16 protein-coding genes are annotated in these 21,236 nt (G+C 60.3%); 7 read left to right on the forward strand and 9 right to left on the reverse strand.

Going from position 1 to position 21,236, the window contains the following annotated elements; all coding sequences use genetic code 11:
- Positions 1-83 precede the first annotated feature (83 nt).
- The 4 genes from BUE15_RS18535 to BUE15_RS18550 all read right to left on the reverse strand — a co-directional run bounded on the left by BUE15_RS18535 (position 84) and on the right by BUE15_RS18550 (position 4,357).
- Positions 84-1,631: a tetratricopeptide repeat protein gene (locus tag BUE15_RS18535; protein ID WP_084549174.1), complete on the reverse strand. Its 1,548-nt coding sequence runs from the start codon at positions 1,629-1,631 to the stop codon at positions 84-86.
- Between the two features lie 75 nt (positions 1,632-1,706).
- Positions 1,707-2,468, reverse strand: coding sequence for a zinc ribbon domain-containing protein (locus BUE15_RS18540; protein WP_073288347.1), 762 nt, complete (start codon positions 2,466-2,468; stop codon positions 1,707-1,709).
- Positions 2,458-3,558 carry a Nif3-like dinuclear metal center hexameric protein gene (locus tag BUE15_RS18545; RefSeq protein WP_073288348.1) on the reverse strand — a complete coding sequence of 367 codons (1,101 nt, stop codon included), beginning with the start codon at positions 3,556-3,558 and terminating at the stop codon, positions 2,458-2,460. The genes BUE15_RS18540 and BUE15_RS18545 overlap by 11 nt, the downstream gene beginning before the upstream one ends.
- Positions 3,559-3,667: 109 nt before the next feature.
- The gene (locus BUE15_RS18550; protein ID WP_073288350.1) at positions 3,668-4,357 is read right to left on the reverse strand and encodes a uracil-DNA glycosylase family protein; all 690 of its coding nucleotides are present in this window, start codon (positions 4,355-4,357) and stop codon (positions 3,668-3,670) included.
- A 102-nt stretch (positions 4,358-4,459) separates the two neighbouring features.
- Here BUE15_RS18550 and lpxK point away from each other — a divergent pair, with 102 nt between their 5' ends.
- The 4 genes from lpxK to BUE15_RS18570 all read left to right on the forward strand — a co-directional run bounded on the left by lpxK (position 4,460) and on the right by BUE15_RS18570 (position 8,708).
- On the forward strand, positions 4,460-5,524 hold the full coding sequence (lpxK, locus tag BUE15_RS18555) for a tetraacyldisaccharide 4'-kinase (protein ID WP_073288352.1): 1,065 nt from the start codon (positions 4,460-4,462) through the stop codon (positions 5,522-5,524).
- A 40-nt stretch (positions 5,525-5,564) separates the two neighbouring features.
- Positions 5,565-7,505: a putative porin gene (locus tag BUE15_RS18560; RefSeq protein WP_211617691.1), complete on the forward strand. Its 1,941-nt coding sequence runs from the start codon at positions 5,565-5,567 to the stop codon at positions 7,503-7,505.
- A gap of 55 nt (positions 7,506-7,560) precedes the next feature.
- Entirely contained in the window at positions 7,561-8,169 is a 609-nt protein-coding gene (gene miaE / locus BUE15_RS18565; RefSeq protein ID WP_170865313.1) for a MiaE family protein, read from the forward strand.
- Between the two features lie 77 nt (positions 8,170-8,246).
- A complete protein-coding gene (locus tag BUE15_RS18570) occupies positions 8,247-8,708 on the forward strand; it encodes a hypothetical protein (RefSeq protein ID WP_139252420.1) in 462 nt (153 codons plus the stop codon).
- 84 nt (positions 8,709-8,792) lie between these two features.
- Here BUE15_RS18570 and BUE15_RS18575 read toward each other — a convergent pair whose 3' ends face one another.
- Together BUE15_RS18575 and BUE15_RS18580 are read right to left on the reverse strand one after the other, a co-directional pair.
- Complete coding sequence (locus BUE15_RS18575; RefSeq protein ID WP_073288358.1) at positions 8,793-10,628, reverse strand: glycoside hydrolase family 2 protein; 1,836 nt, start codon at positions 10,626-10,628, stop codon at positions 8,793-8,795.
- Between the two features lie 213 nt (positions 10,629-10,841).
- On the reverse strand, positions 10,842-12,131 hold the full coding sequence (locus BUE15_RS18580; protein WP_073288359.1) for an asparagine synthetase B: 1,290 nt from the start codon (positions 12,129-12,131) through the stop codon (positions 10,842-10,844).
- A gap of 262 nt (positions 12,132-12,393) precedes the next feature.
- Between BUE15_RS18580 and BUE15_RS18585 the strand changes: the two genes are divergently transcribed.
- From BUE15_RS18585 to BUE15_RS18595, 3 genes are all read left to right on the forward strand, one after another.
- Positions 12,394-13,632, forward strand: coding sequence for an ABC transporter permease (locus BUE15_RS18585; RefSeq protein ID WP_073288361.1), 1,239 nt, complete (start codon positions 12,394-12,396; stop codon positions 13,630-13,632).
- A gap of 584 nt (positions 13,633-14,216) precedes the next feature.
- Positions 14,217-14,951: a helix-turn-helix transcriptional regulator gene (locus BUE15_RS18590; protein WP_139252421.1), complete on the forward strand. Its 735-nt coding sequence runs from the start codon at positions 14,217-14,219 to the stop codon at positions 14,949-14,951.
- A 279-nt stretch (positions 14,952-15,230) separates the two neighbouring features.
- The gene (locus BUE15_RS18595) at positions 15,231-15,578 is read left to right on the forward strand and encodes a peptidase associated/transthyretin-like domain-containing protein (protein ID WP_073288365.1); all 348 of its coding nucleotides are present in this window, start codon (positions 15,231-15,233) and stop codon (positions 15,576-15,578) included.
- Between the two features lie 928 nt (positions 15,579-16,506).
- On the opposite strand, the gene mtaB is transcribed toward BUE15_RS18595, so the two are convergent.
- From mtaB to BUE15_RS18610, 3 genes are all read right to left on the reverse strand, one after another.
- Positions 16,507-17,853: a tRNA (N(6)-L-threonylcarbamoyladenosine(37)-C(2))-methylthiotransferase MtaB gene (mtaB, locus tag BUE15_RS18600; protein ID WP_073288366.1), complete on the reverse strand. Its 1,347-nt coding sequence runs from the start codon at positions 17,851-17,853 to the stop codon at positions 16,507-16,509.
- A 1,123-nt stretch (positions 17,854-18,976) separates the two neighbouring features.
- On the reverse strand, positions 18,977-19,330 hold the full coding sequence (locus tag BUE15_RS18605) for a hypothetical protein (RefSeq protein ID WP_073288368.1): 354 nt from the start codon (positions 19,328-19,330) through the stop codon (positions 18,977-18,979).
- Positions 19,331-19,342: 12 nt separating this feature from the next.
- On the reverse strand, positions 19,343-21,211 hold the full coding sequence (locus tag BUE15_RS18610) for an LTA synthase family protein (RefSeq protein ID WP_073288370.1): 1,869 nt from the start codon (positions 21,209-21,211) through the stop codon (positions 19,343-19,345).
- Positions 21,212-21,236 lie beyond the last annotated feature (25 nt).

Here is a 21,236-nt window from a genome sequence, read left to right on the forward strand (position 1 = left end):
CAAAAATAGGCGCTGCCCGCCACTGTCCGGGCCAATCGGTACAGCCCACGGAGCGGCTGCGTCTACTCCAGGGGCAAAGTGGCTTATTCCAGCTCCTTCAGGGCCAGCTTGGCTTTGGTGTCGGTGCTGTTCTTATACTCGTGCCGGGGGTAGCTCTGGGCTTTGCGGAAATATACTTTAGCGGTATTCGTCTGCCCATCAGCCTGATACAGATAGCCGAGCTGCAGCGCTGACTGCGGCGCAAAATAGTAGGGCGCGTTGCCGGCCAGCGCAATGGTGCGGGCGTACAGCAGGCGGGCGGAGTCGGGGCGGCCAAGCAGATGCCAGGCACGGGCGCGGCGGTAGGGCGCTTCCAGCTGGTCGCGCAGGGGCGTGGCGGCCGTGCTGCGGAAGGCATCGAGCGTGGTCAGCGCCTCGCGGTAATAGCCGCCGTCAATCTGCAGGCGCGCCCGGGTGAGCAGGCGGTTGAGCGGCTGCCGGCCATCGAAGAAGCGCTGCGCGTAGGTATCTTCCTCTATTACGGTGCGGCCGCCGGCATCTATCTGGCGCCGGTACTGTTCAGCCGCTGCCGCCTCACCGCCCAGCCAGGCCGCCAGGTACAGCTTGAAGAAGGCATCCTTGCGGTAGTGCTGACCCTGGTAGTCGCGCAAAAAAAGCTCGTTTTCGCGGCGTGAGGCCGCATACTGGCCCTGGTAGAGCAGTAGGTCGGCGGCCATGTGGTGCAGGTAGGGCAGGGCCACATAGCCCGGGCTGGTGGGACGGCCGCGGTAAGCCGCCAGGGCAGCATCGGTGCGGTGCTGCTTTTTATTGAGGCTGATGAGCAGATAGGAGTAGAGCAGGTTGTCGGGCTGCTGCTGTTGCAGGCGCGTAACCAGAGCCAGGGCCTCCGCCGGCTTCTTGTAGTAGGTTTCTTCCACCAGCGCCAGCAGAATACGCGCTTCGGGCTGAAAGTCGTTGGGCTGGCGGGCAGCGGCGCGCAGGTTGCTCAGGCCCGCTTCCACGCTGCCCGGCAGGCCCAGCAGCTTCAGAAACCAGCGGTAGCCTTCCGGCAGCGAGCCAATAAAGAACTGCATCAGCCCCAGGGTTTTACGGGCCGGCAAGTAGGTCGGGTGGCGCTTCACTACGGCCTGCATCTGCTGGTAGGCCTGCCGCAGGCTCCAGGCGCCCTGCACCTCATGCCCAAACGTCACCTGAGCCGCCGCCTGGTGCAGCCGGATTTCGGCCCGCGCATAGTCGCGCAGGGCGCTCCGCTCCGCGCTTCTCTCGAGCAGCTCCAGCCGGGTATCCTGGGCCGCAACTGTGGCCTCGTAGCGGGTGGCATCCTGGCTGAGCATCAGCTCCGTGAAGTCGATGCAGTCCTGCACGAGCAGGGTAGCAGCGGCGCGCGCGGGCTCCGCGCGGAGCAGTTGCCGGGCCGGGCCGGGCCGTAGCTTCAGTAGCTCGGCGTAGGCCCGGGCGGCCTGGGCCGGGAGCCGGCCGACTGCCGCGCTTTCTGCCGGCTGCGTTTCGGCTTGCAGGCTGTGGGCCCCGAAGCTGAGAGGAAGGTACGCTACCAGAAAGGCGAGAAGCAGGGCCGCCCGCCGCAGTCCGGGCCACACACCCGGGGCGCATACTTCAGCAAAACTCTTCATCAGGAATCGGGCGCGGGCAAGAAAAAAGGAACGACTGGTGGGTCGTTCCTTTTTTGCGGTAGTCAACCGAAAAGCTTAGGCTACGCGGGCTTCCACATCGGCCAGTACCCGGCCGCAATGCTCGCACACGATGATTTTCTTGTGGGCAATGATGTCGGCCTGGCGCTGCGGGGGCACCGTGTTGAAGCAGCCGCCGCAGGCATCACGCTTCACCGTCACTACGGCCAGGCCGTTGCGCACGTTGCCGCGGATGCGGGTGTAGGCGGTGTAGAGGCGCTCTTCGATGGGCTGGGTAGCCTTCTCGCGCTCTTCCATCAGCTTTTTCTCGTCGGCTTCGCTCTCGCCCACAATGACGTTCAGCTCGCCTTTCTTGTTTTCGAGGTCTTTCTTGCGTTCTTCCAAACGCTGCTTCGTACCGCCGATTTCGACATTCTTCATGTCAATCTGGTACTGCGCCTCTTTGATTTTCTTCTCAGAAATCTGGATTTCCAGCTTCTGCAGCTCTATTTCCTTGGCAATAGCCTCGTACTCGCGGTTGTTGCGTACGTTCTGCTGCTGGTCCTCGTAGCGTTTGATGAGGCCATCAGCATCTTTGGCGTTTTGCTTACGCTGTTTGATCTGGTCGTTGAGGGCGGAAATCTCCTCATCGAACTTGCTCACGCGGACCTCGTAGCCGGCAATTTCGTCTTCCAGGTCGCGAACTTCTTCGGGCAAATCGCCGCGCACGCGCCGGATTTCGTCGAGCTGCGAGTCAATGCGTTGCAGGTTGAGCAGGGATTCCAGCTTGCTGGCAACGGGGGCATCGGCCGGGGCAGTGGCGACGGTCTTAGCAGTCATATCGGACGGGGTTGGTGTTGGTCTCGGCAATGAAGAGCGCAAAAGTACTTCCAAACTTCTCGGTAAGCAAATCCCGGAAGATTTCGCCGGTAAATTGCTCACTCTCAAAATGCCCTACGTCGCAGAGCATCAGCCGGCCCTCGGCCCCGAAATACTCGTGGTACTTCAGGTCGCCGGTGACGTAGGCATCGGCGCCGGCCGCGCGGGCTTTGTGGATAAGGAAACTGCCCGCGCCGCCGCAAAGAGCCACCTTTTGGATGGGTTTCTCGAACTCGGTATGTTTGACCACGGGCACGCCCAGCGCGGTTTTCAGCTGTTGCCGGAAGTCCTGCGGGCTCAGCGGCTCCGGTAGCTCGCCCACCATGCCCGAGCCGACTTCCTGATTGGTGTTTTCGAGCTTGATGAGGTCGTAGGCCACTTCTTCGTAGGGGTGGGCCTGCTGCAGGGCGCGTACTGCGGCGTGCTGCAGGTGCAGGGGCAGCAGCACTTCCACACGCTGCTCGGGGCCGGTGTGGGGCTGGCCCGGCTTTCCCAAAAACGGGTTGGTAGCGGGGCCGGGCGTGAAGGTGAAGGTACCATCGGTGCGGAAGCTGCACGCCGCATAGTCGCCGATCTGGCCGGCGCCGGCCTTATACAGGGCTTGCAGTACGGCCTCGGTGTGCGCGGACGGTACAAACGTCACCAGCTTCGCCAGCAGCCCGGCCTTGGGGTCGAGGATGCGCAGGTTCTGCAGGCCCAATTTCTCAGCCAGCTTGCGGTTGACGCCGTGGCGCACGTTGTCGAGGTTGGTGTGGGCGGCGTAGAGGGCCACGTCGTGCCGGATGGCTTTGAGCAGCGTCTGCTCCACTTCATTGGCCCCGGTGAGGCGCTTCAGTGGCTTGAAAATCAGGGGGTGGTGCGCTACTACCACGTTGCAGCCGCGCCGGATGGCTTCGTCTACCACGGCCGGAGTGCAGTCGAGGGCAATGAGCACGCCGCGCACTTCCATCTGCGGGTCGCCGCACTGCAGGCCGGCATTATCGTACGATTCCTGGTAGGCGAGGGGCGCGGCGGCTTCCAGTGTGCGGGCAAGGTCTTGAACGGTAGGCACAGGGCGAGGGAACAGGGAGTGAGAGAAAGGCAGCGGCCGCAGAATGTTGCCGACCCGTTGGGCTGAGGCGTTGCCGACTATTCAGCAGACCGGCCCGCAATTTTTGCATTTAATTCTCACTTCGCAGCTGCTGCAGCGTGTCCACGTAGCAGGCCACGTTGTCGGCAAGGTCCCGGCGCTTATACTGCATCAAATATCTTGGGTGGTCGAGGACGTGGATGGTGTCGAAGAGCTGCAGCTCCTGGTTAAGGCGGTGCAGGTACTGCCCGTTGCGGCGGCCCAGGCACACGGCGGCGTGCCGGGCCAGCCCCACTTCCAGCGTCTGCCGCCGCACCGAATCCTGCATAGCGGGCCACAGCGCCTCGGTAACAGTAGGCGAGTCATAATAATTATAGTTGCGGCCGTCTTTCAGCAACACCAATGGGTAGAGGGAGCCGAGGAAAAAATCGGCGTAGAACGCCTGCGGCCCGCCCATGGCCTCAATAACAGCCTGCACAAACGCACTCGACGGCTCGCGGCGGCGGGGCAGGTCGCTGGCAATGCCCCAGGCCGCCAGCGCCGTCGGGTCGGTGAAGGCCACGCCCGTACGGCCGTTGCCCAGCCGGCCGGGGTTGATGCCCAGCAGGGCCACGCGCGGCCGGTTGGTAGCGTAGTAGCGCCGGGCGAACTGCGTAAATAACTGCAGCGGCTCGGGCTGCTGATAAGGACTCAGGGCTTGCGCACCGTCGGGAAGTGGGGCCGTAGGCAGCGGGAAGGAGGTGAGAAAGTGCAGCAGGCGGTCGGCGAAAGTGAGAGGCATATAGAACAGGCGTATTTCAGGCGCATACGTAGCCGGTAGGAAAGCAGGGGCCGTAGTCCGGGGCAAATCCGCGTACTTTTGCAGCCCCTTCCTCTGCTGCCCATGTCCCACCTGCTCACGTTGCTGCTGTTGCCGTTTTCTTGGCTCTACGCCGGGGTGATGGCCGTGCGCAACTGGCTCTATGATACGGGGCGCAAATCGTCCGGCAATTTCTGGCCGGTGCCGGTGCTGAGCGTGGGCAACCTGCGGGTGGGCGGTACCGGCAAAACGCCCCACGTGGCGTGGCTGGTGCACGAGCTGCGGCGCCTGGGCCAGCAGCCGGCCATTTTGAGCCGGGGCTACGGCCGCCGCACCCGCGGCTACCGCCTCGGCAACCCCCGGGAAACCGCCGAAACCTTCGGCGACGAGCCGCTGCAGCACTACCAGGACTTTGGGGGGCAGGTGCCGGTGGCCGTGTGTGAAGACCGCCTGACGGGCCTCAGCAAGCTATTCGCCCTGCCGCAGGTGGGGGCCGTGGTGCTCGACGATGCCTACCAGCACCGCCGCGTGCAGCCCGATTTCAGCGTGCTGCTCACGGAGCAGCACCGCCCGTTTTATGACGACTACGTGCTGCCCGCCGGCCGCCTGCGCGAAAGCCGCGCGGGAGCCCGCCGCGCCGATGTGGTGATTGTGACCAAGTGCGACAGGACGTTGGACGCGGCCCAGCAGCAGGAAATAGCGCGCCGCATCCGGCGCTACGCCCGCCCCGATGTGCCGGTCCTGTTTTCCACCTACGCCTACGCTGCGCCGGTGCCGCTGGCCGGCAGCGCGGCCACGCCGGCCGGCTGCGGGCCGGAAATCGTGCTGCTGACGGGCATTGCCCAGCCGGGCCCGTTGCGCGACTACCTGACGAGGGCCGGCTACCGCATCGTGCATCATGCCGCTTTTCCCGATCATCATGCCTTTACGGCCGAGGAAATTGCGGGCGTGGCTGCGCAATGCGGGCCCGGGCGCTGTATTTTTACCACCCAGAAAGATGCTACCCGCCTGCTGGCTCCCGCTCTGCATACGGAAATAGCGCGTCTGCCCGTTTTTTACATTCCTGTCACCGTGGAGTTTCTGGCTGATGGCGCCGCCCGCCTGCGCCAGCTGCTCCCGGCCGCCTCTCCGCCCCACGCTGTTGTCTGATCTGTTTTCGTCCTCGTCTGTTGTATGTTGCCGGCCGCCGGTGCGGTGGCTGCGTAGTGCTGCCCGCGCGGGAGCTGGCTGGCTGATTCTTGTGCTGCTGCTGGCCGGGCCGGCCGCCGTGCAGGCCCAGGTCCTCGACGACTCCACCAAGGTGCTGTACGGGGCCCGCACTACTTTTGTCCTGCGCGAAGCCGACCTGCTGCGCGACCAGGCCAAAGGCCGCATCATTGATACTACCCTCACAAACCTGCCATCGGCGCGCACCTGGTACCACGACAGCACGTTTCACCAGGACCTGGGCCACGTGGCTACGGCTGCCCGGCCGCTGCTCTGGCGTACCAATACGGAACTGGGCGCACGCGTCGGCCGCAACGTATTCGACCGGTACGCCCGCGACCCGGCCGCCATTCCGTACTACGATTCCAGGTCGCCGTACACGTTTTTTCGCTTCATTCAGGGCGGCAACGGCGAGCAGGTGTTTGAGCTGTCATATACGCGCAGCATCAACAAAAACGCCAGCGTGGGCATCGCCTACGAACGGTTTGCCTCTAACAAGGTATATGCCACCGATTCGCGTGAGCGGCTCGTCGAGCATACCAACTTTCTGGTGTTCGCCCGCTTTCAGAGCGACGATGAGCGCTACCATGCGCTCTTCAACTACAGCAACGTGCGCCACATGGCGGTGGAGCAGGGTGGCATTCAGCCCCAGCCGGCTACTGCCACCGTGCCGGCCGATACCGCCTTGTCGCAGCTTTTCGACTATGGCGAAGAGCGGCCCCGCTTATTTAATGCCAATAATATAGAACACCGCGACGGGCTGCGGCTGGCACAGTCGTACCGCCTGCTGGGCAAGGGCCTGACAGCGTACCACGTAGCCGACTGGCGCCGCCAGATGAATAAGTTCAACGACACGCGGCTGCCCATTGATGCCGCGACAAACGCCATAATATTCTACCCGCGGGCCCGGCTCAGCCAGACTGCCACCGACGACCGGGCCGAAGCGCACCGCGTGGAAAATACCTTCGGGGTGCTGGGGCGGACTTCGGCGGTGGAATACCGGCTCTATGCCCGCCACCGGGCCCTGTCGCTGGCTACGCGCAACTTAGTAGGGGAGCCCGGCGAGCTGCGCCCGGCTGCCAACGATGGGCAGCGGTTCAGCCAGATTTTTGTGGGGGGCACGGCAGCGTTTAACTACCGGATTTTTGCCATCGAAACGGCCGGGGAAGTGTTTGCGCAGGACTTTGAAAACCCTGGTGCAAACCGCGAATACTGGGTACGCGGAGCCGCCAAGCTGGGGCCGCTGACGGGGGAGCTGCTGAGCACCAGCTACTCGCCTACGCTCACGCAGCGCCAGTTCGATGGCAACCACTACGCCTGGGAAAACAGCTTTGAAAACACCAAAGTCAACCAGCTGACCGTCCGCGTCAACCAAACGCTGGGCCGGCATCGGCTGGAAGCTTCCGGCGCTATCGTCAACATCACGGATCTGATGTATTATAGCGAAACCGGTGCCCCGGCCCAGCTCAGCGAAGACCGGCGGCTGCTGACCCTTTCGGCCCGGCACCGCTTCAACCTGGGCAGCTTCTACTTCGACAACCAGGCCCATGCCACCAGCGGCGGCGACGAAGAAGGCTTGCGCATTCCGGCGCTGGTGACCAACAGCAAATTCTATTACCAGGGCTACCTGTTCAAGAAGGTGCTGTTTGGGCAGATTGGAACCGAAATCTACTACCAGTCGACGTGGCGGCCCTACGACTACAGCCCCAGCAACCAGCAGTTTTACGTGCAGAACCACTTCAAAGCGGCTAATTTTGCCGTCGCCGACGTGTTTCTCACTGCCGACATCCGCACGGTGGCCGTGCTGCTGAAAATGGCCTACGTCAACCAGGGAATCCTGCGCGACGGCTACTTCGTGACGCCGTACTATACGGGGCTGCCGCGCCGCTTCGAGCTGGGCATCCGGTGGCAGTTTTTCGACTGATAAGCCGCCGGAAACCAATCAGCAGGCCGCCATTCTACTCGCAACGCATTTTCTTATGGAAGCCAAGGATAAGGAAAAAACCATTCTCAAGCTCAAGCTCAATACCGACCCGCGCTGGGTGGATATTGCCAGCAAAAACATCGAGGACATACTCGTCGACCATGCGTGGTGCGAGCAGAAAGCGGCCAGCACCGGCATCAGTATGATCATTCACTACCCGGAGAAAACCCGCCTCGTGGATGAGCTGACGGACCTAGTGGCTGAGGAGTGGAGCCATTTCGAGCGGGTGCTGCTGGAGCTGCGCAAGCGGGGCCACGCGCTGGGCCGCCCGCGCCGCGACGAATACGTGGTGCAGCTGCTGACGCACGTGCGCAAAGGCGGCCCCCGCGAGCGGCAGCTCATGGATCAGCTGCTGGTGTCGGCCCTGATTGAAGCGCGCAGCTGTGAGCGGTTTAAGCTACTCTGGAAACATATTCCCGACCCCGGGCTCAGCAAATTCTACTACGAGCTGATGGTGTCCGAAGCGGGCCATTTCGTGAGCTATGTGGAGCTGGCCAAGGAGTATTGCGACTCCAAGGAGGTGGATGTCCGCCTGCAGGAGCTGCTGAAGATAGAAGGCGAAATAGTCACCAGCCTGCCCGTCCGCGACGACCGGATGCACTAAACCGGCCCCGGGCTGCCACGCAAAGGTTGCCACTGCGAAACGCACCGTATATTGGACGTGTTTTATCTGTTCTGAGTATGAAGAGAATCCTACTGACCGCACTACTCCTGCTGCCTGGCTTGGCATTTGCCCAAACCGCCGCCCCGGAAACCAGCCTGAATTTCTGTGGCATCAATCTGCCCGTGCCCGCAGGCTGCACCCCAGAATCCAAGTACGAGCTGCGCTGCGACACCTATCAGCTGGCGTGGTTCTACCTCAACCGCAACCAACTGCTGCCGATGGTGGAAGAACTGGTGCGCACCGAAAAGAAAAAGCACAAACCGGCAGAGCAGGAGGCCCTCGAAGGCTTTATTCTGGATATGCCTGCCAAGGGCTACCAGCTCAGCTACGCTACCGATACTGGCATGGCGTATCAGCTGATCTTCTATGGCACTGCCAAAGGCCAGCCCGTGGTGGTGCAACTGACGATGGGAGTGGAGCCCGAGAAAACCGCTGACCTGCCGGAAGTAGCGCGCAGCATTGTGAGCCTAAGGAATTAGTAGCCTCACAGGCTGCTGGCCGCTCACCCTGCGGGTGGTTCCTTCTAGTGCACAAGCAAAAGTACGCCCGTACGCGCGGAAGAACTAGTGCTCAGATTGGGAGCGAAGCAAGCCTTCCGGCACGTCCAGCGCGCCGGTGAGTGGGTCAATGAGGCCGTTGCGCTCGTCCTCAATATTCGTGGCCTGGGTGTAGACGTCGCCGGCAATGGGGCGCTTGCGGAGCTCCTGCTTATAGAGGCGGATGTTTTCGGCGCGGGCCTCGGCGTCGTGCGGCCCGCCGTAGTCGGGAAAGCCAAACCCGCCCCACTCACTAACGATAAGCGGCACCTGCCGCCGGTAGAAAAATGGGTCGCCGACGACGAGCGGAAAGGCAGCGGTGCCTTCCATTTCGCCCGTCACCAGCCGGTCGAGCAGCTCGCGCCACCGGGTCAGGTCGGGCGTGTAGAGGTGGGCCGTGAGCAGGTCTGATTTCAGGCGGCCCAGCCAGGAAATGTGGTGCCAGCCGTCGTTGTCTACCACCAGAAACTGCGGATAGGCAATCTGCATGAAGTGGTACATATCCACGATGTACTGGCGGGTATCGGGGTTGATGGCAATATCCTGGGCGCCCCAGTCCTCATTGTACAGGCTCCAGATGACCACTGAAGGGTGCGTACCGATGAGTGAAACCATGCGCAGCAGCTCCTCGCGGTGGTTCTGGCGGCTGCGGGGGGTGGAGCTGTGCGGGCTGGGCACTTCCACCCACAGCAGCAGGCCCAGCTCGTCGGCCAGGTTATAGATGCGCGGATCGACGCCGGCAATGTGCACGCGAACCAGATTGCAGCCCAGCGCTTTCATGGCGTGCATGTGCTTCTTCATTTCGTCGTAGGTGGCGCGGCCGGGCTGGTACAGGATGCCGTCGAGGTAGATACGCTCGTTGTTGAGGTACACGTAGGCCCCGCGCGCTTCTATTTTGCGCAGGCCGAAGTGCGACTCAATCTGCGCGGTATAGCCGTTTGCATCTATCAGCTGCGCCATCAGCCGGTACAGCCGCGGTGCGTCCGGCGACCAGAGTTGCGCGCCGGGCACCTCCAGCACCAGGCGCTGCTCGCGCTGCCCGGCTTCCAGGCGCATCGGAAAATCGGAGGAAGCCAGCGGCTCAGTAGCGGCCGGGTCGCGCTCAAACACCTGCAGCCGGATGATATAGGCGCCGGGGTCGTGGATGCGGAGCGTGAGGTTGAAGCGCACCAGCTGGTCTTCGACCAGGCTGACTACGCCCACCCGCGAGCGAAGACGGTTGCGCTCCACCATTTCCAGCCACACGCTGCGCACCGCGCCCGTGTAGGTCTGGTACCAGATGCCGCCGCGCTTATACACGTGCGACTCCTGCTTGCCGCGCGGCGTTTCGGCGTCCATCGTGTCGGCAATGCGTACGGTAAGCCGGTTGACGGCGTGCAGGTTCTCCTCGCGCAGCTCGTACGAAAACGACGTGTAGCCGCCGTAATGCACGTCTTCGCCTTCGATAGTGCGCAGCTGGCGGCCGTTGAGCCACACCCGGGTTTCGTAGCCGCAGGCCCCGAAAGTGAGTTGCAGCATCGACTGCGCCTGCTCCGTGTCGCGCTCCGGCAGCGTAAACTCCCGCTCGTACCACACCACCACTTTGTCGTGCCAGGAGGTAGGCTGGCCTTTGGCTTCCATGATGTGAGCTTCCACGGCCCCCGGCCACTGGGCGGTGTAGTCGTATTTGTGGCCCAGATGCCAGCCGTCGCGCAGGCCGCAGTCGGTGGCGTCGATGGCGAAATTCCATTCGCCATCAAGCAGCTGGTAGTTATTCATCCGGAGCACCGCGCGGGGCAGTGGGTTGTCGACGACAACCGGCTGGGCGGTAAAATCTTCTTCCTGGCTTTCGGAAAGTCCGTAGTTCGGATGGTCAAAGCTCATAAGCAGGGCGCTGAGTGGCGTGGGGCGTGGCTGTGCAGAAACTGACAACAGAGCTAACGGCCCCGCCCGATGCTGCGTTGCGCCGAGCCGCCTCCCTGCTGAGCAGGTCTGTTCCGGCCAGGCCTGAAAGCCAACCGCCACCGCCCTGACAGAGCGGTGGTGGTTGGTTGTAGCCAAGTTGCCGGGCTACACTGCGCCTTACTGGTGGCCGGATCAGGTTTTCTGCTTTTTCTTCTTGGCAGCCGGAAATAGGATGTTGTTGAGAATGAGGCGGTAGCCGGGGGAGTTAGGGTGCAGGGCCAGGTCGGTGGGCTCTTCCTCCACCAAATGCTGGTAGTCTTCGGGGTCGTGGCCGCCATAGAAGGTCCAGGTGCCCTTGCCGAGCGTGCCGTGCATGTAGCGGATTTCGCCGGAAGCCTTGTTGTCGCCCATCACCACCACGTCGGGCTTCACGAGGCTCTTGCGAAACGCCGTGGTCTGGCCCATAAAGCCCTTGACGGTTTTTTCGTGGTTTTGTGTGAGCATGGTAGGCACCGGGTCGTACTTGGCCGAGAAGGTGAACAGCTGAAAGTAGTCGTTGTCTTCGTACACGCCGCGCTCCTGGGGCTGCATGTCGATGTTGCTGTACTCGTACTGGTACGGGTCGCGCACGAGCTGAAAGTCCTTGAAGGCCAGCGTGCGGTTGAAGTTGAGCTTGGACTGGGCGGCCGGGTCGGCGGGGTCGCCGTCGTACATGCTTTCCACCATGTCCACGCCCAGGCCGGCCAGCGCAATATCGTAGGTGTCGGTGGCCGAGCACATGGCAAACTGGAAGCCGCCGCCCGCAATAAACTCCTGCATCTTCACCACCACGGCCGCCTTCATCTGGCTCACCTTCGCGAAGCCGTGGCGCTTGGCGGCGGCTTCGGAGTCGCGCTGCTGCTGCTGATACCAGGGCCGGTTGCGGTAGGAGGCGAAGAACTTGCCGTATTCGCCCGTGAAGTCCTCGTGGTGCAGGTGCAGCCAGTCGTATTTGGGCAGCTTGCCGTCCAGCACTTCGTCGTCGTAGATTTCGTCGTACGGAATTTCAGCGTAGCCCAGCACCAGTGTCACGGCGTCGTCCCAGGGCTGCTTGCCTTTGGGCGTGTACACCGCAATTTTGGGCACCTTCTCCAGCTTCATGACGTCCATGTTGGCGTTGGGGTCGGCTATTTCTGACAGAATGCTGGTGTACTGCGCCCCCGAAATTACCTGATACGTGACGCCGCGCACGGCCATTTCGTTTTCAATGCCGGGCGCTACTTCGCAGGCAAACGAGCCGCCGCGGTAGTTCAGCAGCCAGTCTACCTCTATCTGCTTGCCCAGCAGCCAGTATGCAATGCCATAGGCTTTGAGGTGCTCCTTCTGGGTGTTGTCCATCGGGATGAGGACGTGGTTGGCCCAGGCACTGAGCGGCGCCAGCCAGGCCAGCCACAGCAGTAGCATCGAGAGCCGAAAGCGGTTTTTGAAGACGGTATTTTTCATTCGGGAGCTAAAAACAAGGCGGGGCTGCCGCTGCCTGCGCAACCACGGCGGCCGGCTTTCTGGTTCGGGAAGAAACGCAAATAGCAGCGCTATTGGTGCCGGGCCGGGCAGAGAGTAGCACCGGTAGGGGAAAGATAACGCCTTTTGCCGGGAGGCTGCACGCCGGGCCGGGCATTCGGATGGCATGGCAAAGCGCTGGTGCCGCACTTGTGTGGCCGCAAACCCGCTGCAATTTCTTAGCTTAGCCACAATTTTTCGTTGTATGGATCTGCTGGAAAACATCAGGGAAGCTTTTCGCTCTATCAAGAGCAATTTGCTGCGCACCGTGCTGACGGCGCTCATCGTGAGTATTGGCATTATGGCCCTGGTCGGGATTCTCACGGCCATTGATGCCATGAAATACTCGCTGAACCAGACCTTCGCCAGCCTCGGGGCCAACTCCTTCGAAATGAAGGCAAAAGGCTATGCCAACCGGTTCCGGCGAGGCGGAGTGCAGGGGCGGGTGTATCCGCCGATTAGTCTGCTGCAGGCGAAAAAATACAAGCAGACGCTCGGCGACGAGGCGCAGGTTGGTATTTCGGCCTTTATATCGGGGGCGACGGAAGTGAAGGGCAACGGCCAGAAAACCAACCCCAACGTGCAGGTAGTGGCCGGCGACGAAAACTACCTGCAGATTCAGAGCTATAACCTGGGCACCGGCCGGACTTTCTCGCCGCTTGAGCTGGAACGAGGCACCAACGTGGCCATCATCGGCGCCGAGCTCAAGGACAAGCTGTATCCTTCCGAAAGCCCGCTCAACAAATACGTGTACCTGCTGGGCCGCCGGTTTCAGGTGGTGGGTGTGCTGGAGAAAAGCGGCAGCAGCGGGCAGGGCGGCGGCGCCGACCGGATGGTGCTGATTCCGCTGGAAACCGGCAACCAGATGCCCCGGCAGCGCGCCCTCACCTTCGACGTGAAGACGGCCACCACCCGCCCCGGCGAGCTGTCGTATCTCACGGGCCAGGCTACCGGCATCATGCGCGCCGTGCGCCACGACCAGCTCGGGCAGGAAGACAGCTTCGAGGTGGAGCGCTCCGACTCCATGGCCGCCAAGCTCGATGAGCTGTCGGGCGGCTTAAAGGTGGGCGGGTTTCTGGTAGGTTTCGTTACGCTGCTCGGCGCCAGCATTGCCCTGATGAACATCATGATGGTATCGGTGACGGAGCGCACCCGCGAGATAGGCATTCGGAAGGCCCTCGGTGCCACTTCGCACCAGATCCGGCAGCAGTTTCTCATCGAGGCCATCGTCATCTGCGTGCTGGGCGGCGTGCTGGGCATTGTGCTGGGCGTATCGATGGGCAACGGCGTGTCGTTGCTGGTGGGCGAAGGCGCGTTCCTGGTGCCGTGGTTCTGGATGTCGATGGGCCTCGTTATCTGCGTCACGGTAGGGCTGGCTTCGGGCTACTATCCGGCCAGCAAAGCCGCCGCCCTGGACCCCATCGAGAGCCTGCGCTACGAGTAAGCCAAGCCGCTGCAGAATTCTAAGAACGGCGCCTCCGGGCGCCGTTTCTGTTTCCGGTAGGGTAGCTGGTACAAGGCTACTCAGTGCAGTGGCTTGCTCAATAAAGGAAGCGGTGCGGCAGCCGCCGACAAGCAAGGGCGCCCTAGTCTGCCGGTGGGCGTCCGGTAGTGTACTACTGCTGGCTTTGTAGGTGAGGCAGGAGAGCATCTGCACTGTATTCTGGTGAGCCGGGGCCTCAGCAGGGCAGGAGCGGAGCAAAATACCGGAAGCCTTCATTCCGCTCTTGTGCCGCGGGCACCAGATGGCTAAGCGGAACTCCCGAAAATAGCAGGGCTGAACAGGAGAGAAGCTACCCGGCTTTCGAGAAGGCATAACTCAAGCCGCGCTAACCAAGCCGCATAAGCATACTGCGAACAGAAGGCAAGCCAGCAGCGGCGCGTTATACACTCCCTGCCCGGATTTGGGCTGGTACTGAAACAGGACCTCAGTGGGGTACCGGCTCTTTATGACAGCAAATTCTGTAGCAGAGTAGGAGTTGAACCGCAGTTGTGAACTGCTGAGAGGTACCCGGGCAAACTAGGACTATGTATGTTTTAACATTTGGGGTGTATATTTGGCGTCTGCCTCGCAATACAGCTGTTATCCAAAAGATGAAAAACACTACAGTAGGACAACGCTTCACTCAGCTTATATCCCATTTGGGCATATCCAAGAATGCATTTGCTGCTTCTCTGGATAAGACTGCCACCGTCATTCAACACCTTGTAGATGAGCGAAATAAACCCGGGTTTGACCTTATGTGCAAGGTCTTTGAAGTTTATCCAAATGTATCAAAGGATTGGCTGCTGCAGGGGGTTGGCCCTATGCTGACTGACACGCCCAAAACTAGCGAAGCAGCAGCCCCGCCAGCTAAAGAAAACGAGCCTGCTTTGGCGGCCGGCGCCGTAGCGCCTGCCAGTGAAGTAGCAGTTGCTCCGCCAGTCGTGGAGGCTGCGGCTACCACAGCCGCAGCTTCTGCCGCTACGCCTCTTCCCGGTTCAGAGCCTGCCGACCAATCTACTGTGCTGCCTGCCACGGCGGCCGCCGCACCCGAAGCTGCGCCGCCAACAATTGCGCCCGTCTCAGAGGCAAGCCTGCCGGCGCCTGTTGTGCCGGCCCCATCGGTAGCCGCGTCCGATACCAGCTGGCAGACGGCTCTGTACACGCAGCAAATGGCCCATCAACTCGCCCTTGCGGAGCTGCGCAACCAGCACTTGCAGGAGCAGCAGCGCCTGATGCAGCAGATGATGGATCTGATGCAGCGTCAGCTCACTCGCTAAGTTCACCACCCGCTGTTCGCTCAGAAAGCTTCCCGGAAAGCTAAGAACAGCGCGCAGCGAAAAGCTGCTACGCATTGTCAAAAAGCAGAGCCCGCCACCCCAGGCGCTGCCAGGACGTGAACAGCCACGTTTTGGCAGCGCTGTTTTTTTTACAAAGCCTGATTCTAAAAGCATGCTTGCTTACAGGAACTTCTGCGGGCATTGTCGCCACATAGCAGTAGCATTCCGCATATTGCCTGTCTTAAAGAATAGCTTTACTAGCTCGTTGCTCTTCAGCCTTTGCCTATACGCCCGAACCTGCTACTGCTTATTTTACTGGGTATCCTGCTGACTTGCTCGTCGGCGCGGGCGCACGAGAGCGGCAGTATCCTGGGTACCGTCTACGACGCCCGGGCGCAGCTGCCGCTGCGGGGCGTGGCGGTGCGGGTGCTGGAAACGGGCCGTACGGCGGTCAGCAACGAGCTGGGCCGCTACCGCTTCGACCATATGGCCGAGGGCACGTATTGCCTGAGCCAGCAGGGCGCTCAGGCGAGCCAGCCCGTCTGGCGTGCCGGCTACCAGCAGAACTCGGATTCGGGTGCTCATCGTCCGGTGGTAAAAAAGGTAGCTGAAGACGTATGCAGGTAGCTGGCCACAGGCGGGCCATTAGATGAGCGGTAGGCTCTACAGTAAATAAGCAGATTTTTCCGTTGAAAAATCATATAGCGGGACCAGGCAGGGTAGTAGAAAGGCAATCTTTCTGCCGGATCTTAGACCGCCGCTATGCAACCGAGTGGCCGGTGGCGAGGGTATATAAGTAGAAGAAGCCTAGCCGAAAAAGGCGTGAGGTTATCGGATATCCGCTAGCCATTCGCTGGCTACGAATCCGACCCGGCCGTGCACGGCCACCTTTGTGTAAGAGTTTTTACTTCGGCTCAGAACATAAACGGCCACTCTGGGCGGGCACTTGTACACGAGTCTGGCCCCGCAGCGGCCAGCGGCCAGCAATGGATACTCTTCCGCTTTTCTGAACCTGGTTTTGTACAGATAGTTGGGAGTTGCCGCCGAATCCGCAGTAGGTTTCCAGGAGGTAACGGTTATTGGAGGGCTCCCCACGGGGGCTTGCCTGCCTGAGGCCGGTGCGCCCAGCCCGAAACTGGTGGGTATGCATGTAAACAGCACAAGAGCCGGCAGGAAGCTGAGGGTCATAGTGAACGTACGTACAAGGAGATATCCGAACGGTTGTGAGGTGGCCCACTTTCCCGACTGGCATAGCCGGAATGCCCGTAACGACAGTAGTAGGCCGAAAAGTGCACGTACCCGGGGCGTAGTGGCAACGTAGTAAGCCCGCGCCCATGCGCTCAACAATACCGGTACTTCGGGTGAGGTAGTCGTCTGCTGTAGCCAGCAGCGTTTCAGCGCAAGACGCCGAAAGGTAGCAGTGCTGCGCCAGGCGGCCACTCGGTGTGAGGACGGCATGCCATGGCTGGCCCATACAAAAACAAAAAGCCCTGGCTGCGCAGCCAGGGCTTTCTGCCATAAATTATAGGTACATCTAACGGCTTCGCGCAGCAGATTAGTGCTGCAGCACTTCTATGCCTAGTTCCTCGGCTTCCATCAGGTTCTGAGGAGTTACGCTGGTAAGCCGCAGCCGCTTCAGCTCGCCCACCAGCAGCGGGTCGTACTTGGCCGTGACGCGGATGTAGTTGGGCGTAAAGCCTTCCATCTGGCCATTGGTGACATCGTCTTCGAAAAGGACCGCCGTTTCCAGCCCCACATGCTGCTCGTAGAAAGCGCGCTTTTTCTTCTCAGAAAGGCCCCGCAGCTGCGTGGTGCGCTCGTGGCGGTGGCGGTCCTGCACGCGGCCGGGCAGGGTGGGAGCCAGCGTGTTTTCACGCTCCGAATACGGAAAAACGTGCAGGTAGCTGACGTCCAGCTCGTTCAGAAACTGATAGGTGGTGCGGAATTCCTCCTCCGTTTCGCCGGGAAAGCCCACAATGACGTCCACCCCGATGCAGGCGTGCGGCATCAGTTCCTTGATGAGCGCCACCCGCTCCTGGTACAGCTCGCGGCGGTAGCGGCGGCGCATCAGGCCCAGAATCTTGTTGGAGCCCGACTGCAGCGGAATGTGGAAGTGCGGCATAAACCGCTTCGATTGGGCCACAAACCGGATAATCTCGTCGGAAAGCAGGTTCGGTTCGCAGCTGCTGATGCGGAACCGCTCAATGCCTTCTACCTCATCGAGGGCGCGCACCAGGTCGTAGAAGTTTTCCTGCCGCTCCCGGTCGGGGCCCTGCAGGCCAAAGTCGCCGAGGTTGACGCCCGTCAGCACGATTTCCTTCACGCCCGTTGCGGCCAGCTTCTGCACACGCTCCACCACACTCTGCACCGAGCCGGAACGGCTGTTGCCGCGCGCCAGCGGAATGGTGCAGAACGAGCAGGAGTAGTCGCAGCCGTCCTGCACTTTCAGGAAGGTGCGCGTCCGGTCGCCGTAGGAGTGGGCTGCGTGAAACTCGGTAGCTTCCGAAATGGGAGAGGCATACACCTGGCCCGGCTGGCCGGCGGCCGGCTTGCTGAAGCCCGCCAGCGTTTCTACCAGCTGAAATTTCTCGGCAGCGCCCAGCACGGCATGTACGCCCGGTATTTCGGCAATTTCCTGAGGCTTGAGCTGCGCGTAGCAGCCCACAATGGCCACAAACGCCTCAGGGTTGTGCTTCAGGGCTTCCTTCACCACTTTCCGGCACTTGCGGTCGGCGTGGTCCGTGACGGAGCAGGTGTTGATGACGTAGATATCGGCCGCGTCCTCGAAGGCCGCTTTCACGAAGCCATGCTCCTCAAACTGCCGGCCAATGGCCGAGGTTTCGGAGAAGTTGAGCTTGCAGCCCAACGTATAAAAGGCCACTTTTCTGGTTTCCATTTCCATAAACAAGGCGGCAAAGATACGGCGGAAGTTGCGGGTTTCCGGCAGTGAGGGACAAGCTGAGAGATTTGAGAGTGAGAGATGGGAATCTATACTCTTCACCTGCCCACTTGCAAGAAAAGTTTACACATCACCAACTAAAGCATTGTCAAAATACTAAACTTGCTTTCTATCCAAAGATATAATATCTATAAATAATTTGTTAAAAGTAAAATAACACGCAATGCAAACAAGTGTTGAAGTGTTAGAATTCGATAGACTTCCATCAGTCTTTATGAATAAGTATAAGGTGTCATATAAAATATACATGATCAAAATCCAATAGTATTTGACATATTTTATTTCGTTTTTATGCTTAATGTAAATAATTGCGAATCCAATTGCATTTGCTAAATTAAAAATCATAGATAATATTACTACAAAAAAAAGTCTAATTGGGAAATCATTGTTATAAGGTAAGCTACCTAAAATCACTAATAAAATTCCAGTAAAACCAAAAATTATAGATTCAGACTTCATGGAATTTTTATAGCTAAATATACGCCACCAATACATACATATCAGTATTCCTGGCACTGTATATGCAAAAAGAGACATTATAAACGCATAGCTAGCACCCTGTATATTAACTTGTAAAACGCTTAAATATTTTAGATTGTCGATAAATTCAGGTCTGAAGAAAGCAAACGTTGCACATGAAGTCAAGAACACTACAGGTATAATGTTAGATAGAAAATGCAAAGACTTAAAATTAATAAATGTCATTGTTTTTCGTGTGTAAGTTTTTTTATTGCTGTATCATGAATTTTTTTTACCCCATATTTCGTGGGAGCAATGATTCTCTTTTGAGTTCCTGTAGCTGGTAGTGGTTAAATTACATTATCAATAAGCATTCTTAATCCCGTTTTTTTATACATCATATACCATGTCATCGTCCGTTGCCTTGCTCGTTCCTTCTGCGTCATTGTAAGCTGTCATATAATCTAGGCAGTCAAAAGTAGCGGTTCGCTCTTTTGTACTCTCCAACAAATCCACCTCCACAGAAAGAACCTCACAGAAGCCCAGCCGGTCAGAATCTACGGCCGCATTCTAAGAAGTAGCCGTCTACATTGCCAGATCGGCCTTGTTACAGCCGCTCCCGCACCAGCGCCATCAAACCGGGCAAATTGGTTTGATTTAGCTCCTGCGGTGTCAGGAAGGGCTGCCAGCTTTCGCCTGCGGTGCGCTGAAACGCGGCGGGCAGTGGCTGGCCGATTAGTTCGGGGTGTTGGGCGCGCAGCTCGTCGCGGTGCAGAAAAACAGAGGTGACGGGCAACTGACGCAGAAAAGCCGCCCACTCTGGCCGTATAGTGAAGGCGCCATACGTGAGGGCGCACAACGAACAGGAATACGTGCTCGGTGAGAGGGTCTTGTGCAGCGTGTCCAGCAGCCCGTTCAGGGCCCCGCCGTTGGCATTGTACACGAAAAGCAGCTCGGTCATCGGCGCAACGCTTTACTTGTTCTGGTAGTCCTGCATGCTGAGCTGCTCGTAGGCCTGGCCCTGGCGCAGCTGCCGGCTGGGCACCCCCTTGGTGCGGCTGGTTTCCCGGCCCGAAACGTTGTCGAAGGTGAGCGAGCCGGCCGGCGTCACGAACCCGAATCCGTCGTTGTAGCAGTAGAACGCCGAGGGCTGCTGCACCGGCCGCAGCAGGTCGCGGCTCCAGCGGTAGCCGGTGGCGGGCAGTTGCAGCTGAGCGAGCAGGGTCGCGGCAATATCAGTCTGGGAGCCCAGGCTGCGCACCACGCGGCCTCGCGCTTCGGGCCGGAGCGCGCCGCCGGCCAGCACCAGCGGAATCTGGAACTTGTCAGGCGAGTCTACCGCGCTGAAGCCGGGCAGCGTATGGCCATGGTCGGCCACGAGCACCAGCAGCGTGTTATCGTACCAGGGCTGCTGCCGGGCTTCGTGCAGAAAGCGGCCCAGCGCCCAGTCCGTATAATACACGGAGTTGCGGAACAGCGCCGTTTCGTCGGTGCCCCGGAATTTGCGCGGAATCGGGATTTCAAACGGCTCGTGGCTGCTCAGCGTGAAAGCCGTAGTGAAAAACGGCTGCCGCTGCGTGCGCAAATCGGCCAGCACCTTATCAAAGAGCACATGGTCGTGGGCGCCCCATTTCGAGTTCTGCTGGCTTTTGGGGAAGTCGGCGCGCTCGGTCAGACGCGCGTAGCCGGCCGTCATGAGGTAGCTTTTCATGTTGGCAAACGCCAGCTCGCCGCCATAGTAATACTGCGTGCTGTAGCCGGCCTGTTTCAGCGAGCGGGCCAGGTGCGGCAGCTGCTCGGTTTTGCGCGGCGACTTGATAATGCCTCCCGAAGTCGGTTGGCTGGGGTAGCCGGAGAGCAGGGCCACCAATCCTTTCTGGCTTCGGTCGCCGGCAGCATAGATGTTCGAAAACAGTACGCCGGTGCGGGCCAGGCTGTCGAGGTTGGGCGTGATGCCGGCTTCGCCGCCCATGCTGCCCACCAGCTTGGCCGTGAAGCTTTCCAGGATGATAAAGACAACGTTGGGCCGCGCCGTGCGCAGCAGGCCGGTCGTGGCAGAGTCAGCGGCGGGCGTATCGGTATAGGTGTAGAGGGGCCGCACGAGACGCTGGGCCGTACTGTCGGGCAGGAACTGGTAGCGGGCCGGGTCCGTGTCGCGCAGCGTCGTCAGGGAGTTGACCACATTCCAGGGCACATTCACGGCGGCGTGGTTGGCAAACGGCTGGCTGGCGAAGTATACGTCGCTCTGGTTGATGGGAATCTGCTGCACGCCGCCCCGTAGCGGCACTACCAGCAGCACCGCGTAGAGCAGGCTGGCCAGCGCCGCCCGGCCGCGCCCAAACCCGGCCGGCAGCTGCGGCAACCGGCCCACTATCGTATTATATAGGAGATACCCCAGCAGCAGCAGCCCGATAAAAGCTCCTATGAGCAGCAGCAGCGGCGCACTGCCGGCCGAAGCCGCCATTTCGGCCGGGGAGTTGAGGTACTGCAGCGGCGTGGCATCCAGCCGGAACCCCCAGGTGCGGTACAGCTCCAGGTCGGCGGTGCTGAGAAACGCCACGAGCACCCCCGTCACGGCCGTATAGAACCGAATCAGCCGATCTGTGCCCGCCCGGTTACCCAGCAGGCTGCCGGCCATCAGCAGCACGAAGGGCACCAGGCTCAGGTACGCTGCCGCCGAAGCATCCAGCCGCAGGCCGTAGCCGAAAATACCGGCCAGCGTGCCAGCCGGCAGGGTCCCGGCTTTGCCGAAGTGATACAGCAGAAACACGGCCTTAGCCACCACAAAGAAGGCCAGCCAGAACAGAAAGTAGCGCGGCTGGAACGCAAAACGGTTTCTCACCCTGCAAAGGTACGGCTGGTTTGCT

The sequence above is a fragment of the Hymenobacter psychrotolerans DSM 18569 genome (assembly GCF_900142395.1).
In the GTDB taxonomy this organism is placed as follows: domain Bacteria; phylum Bacteroidota; class Bacteroidia; order Cytophagales; family Hymenobacteraceae; genus Hymenobacter; species Hymenobacter psychrotolerans.

Excerpts from the sequence above, each read along its gene's own strand:
- BUE15_RS18540 (WP_073288347.1), bottom strand. The coding sequence starts at position 2,468 with ATGACTGCTAAGACCGTCGCCACTGCCCCGGCCGATGCCCCCGTTGCC.
- lpxK (WP_073288352.1), top strand. The coding sequence starts at position 4,460 with ATGTCCCACCTGCTCACGTTGCTGCTGTTGCCGTTTTCTTGGCTCTAC.
- BUE15_RS18575 (WP_073288358.1), bottom strand. The coding sequence starts at position 10,628 with ATGAGCTTTGACCATCCGAACTACGGACTTTCCGAAAGCCAGGAAGAA.
- BUE15_RS18605 (WP_073288368.1), bottom strand. The coding sequence starts at position 19,330 with ATGACCGAGCTGCTTTTCGTGTACAATGCCAACGGCGGGGCCCTGAAC.
- miaE (WP_170865313.1), top strand. The coding sequence starts at position 7,561 with ATGGAAGCCAAGGATAAGGAAAAAACCATTCTCAAGCTCAAGCTCAAT.
- BUE15_RS18585 (WP_073288361.1), top strand. The coding sequence starts at position 12,394 with ATGGATCTGCTGGAAAACATCAGGGAAGCTTTTCGCTCTATCAAGAGC.
- BUE15_RS18535 (WP_084549174.1), bottom strand. The coding sequence starts at position 1,631 with ATGAAGAGTTTTGCTGAAGTATGCGCCCCGGGTGTGTGGCCCGGACTG.
- BUE15_RS18570 (WP_139252420.1), top strand. The coding sequence starts at position 8,247 with ATGAAGAGAATCCTACTGACCGCACTACTCCTGCTGCCTGGCTTGGCA.
- BUE15_RS18580 (WP_073288359.1), bottom strand. The coding sequence starts at position 12,131 with ATGAAAAATACCGTCTTCAAAAACCGCTTTCGGCTCTCGATGCTACTG.
- mtaB (WP_073288366.1), bottom strand. The coding sequence starts at position 17,853 with ATGGAAATGGAAACCAGAAAAGTGGCCTTTTATACGTTGGGCTGCAAG.
- BUE15_RS18590 (WP_139252421.1), top strand. The coding sequence starts at position 14,217 with ATGTATGTTTTAACATTTGGGGTGTATATTTGGCGTCTGCCTCGCAAT.
- BUE15_RS18550 (WP_073288350.1), bottom strand. The coding sequence starts at position 4,357 with ATGCCTCTCACTTTCGCCGACCGCCTGCTGCACTTTCTCACCTCCTTC.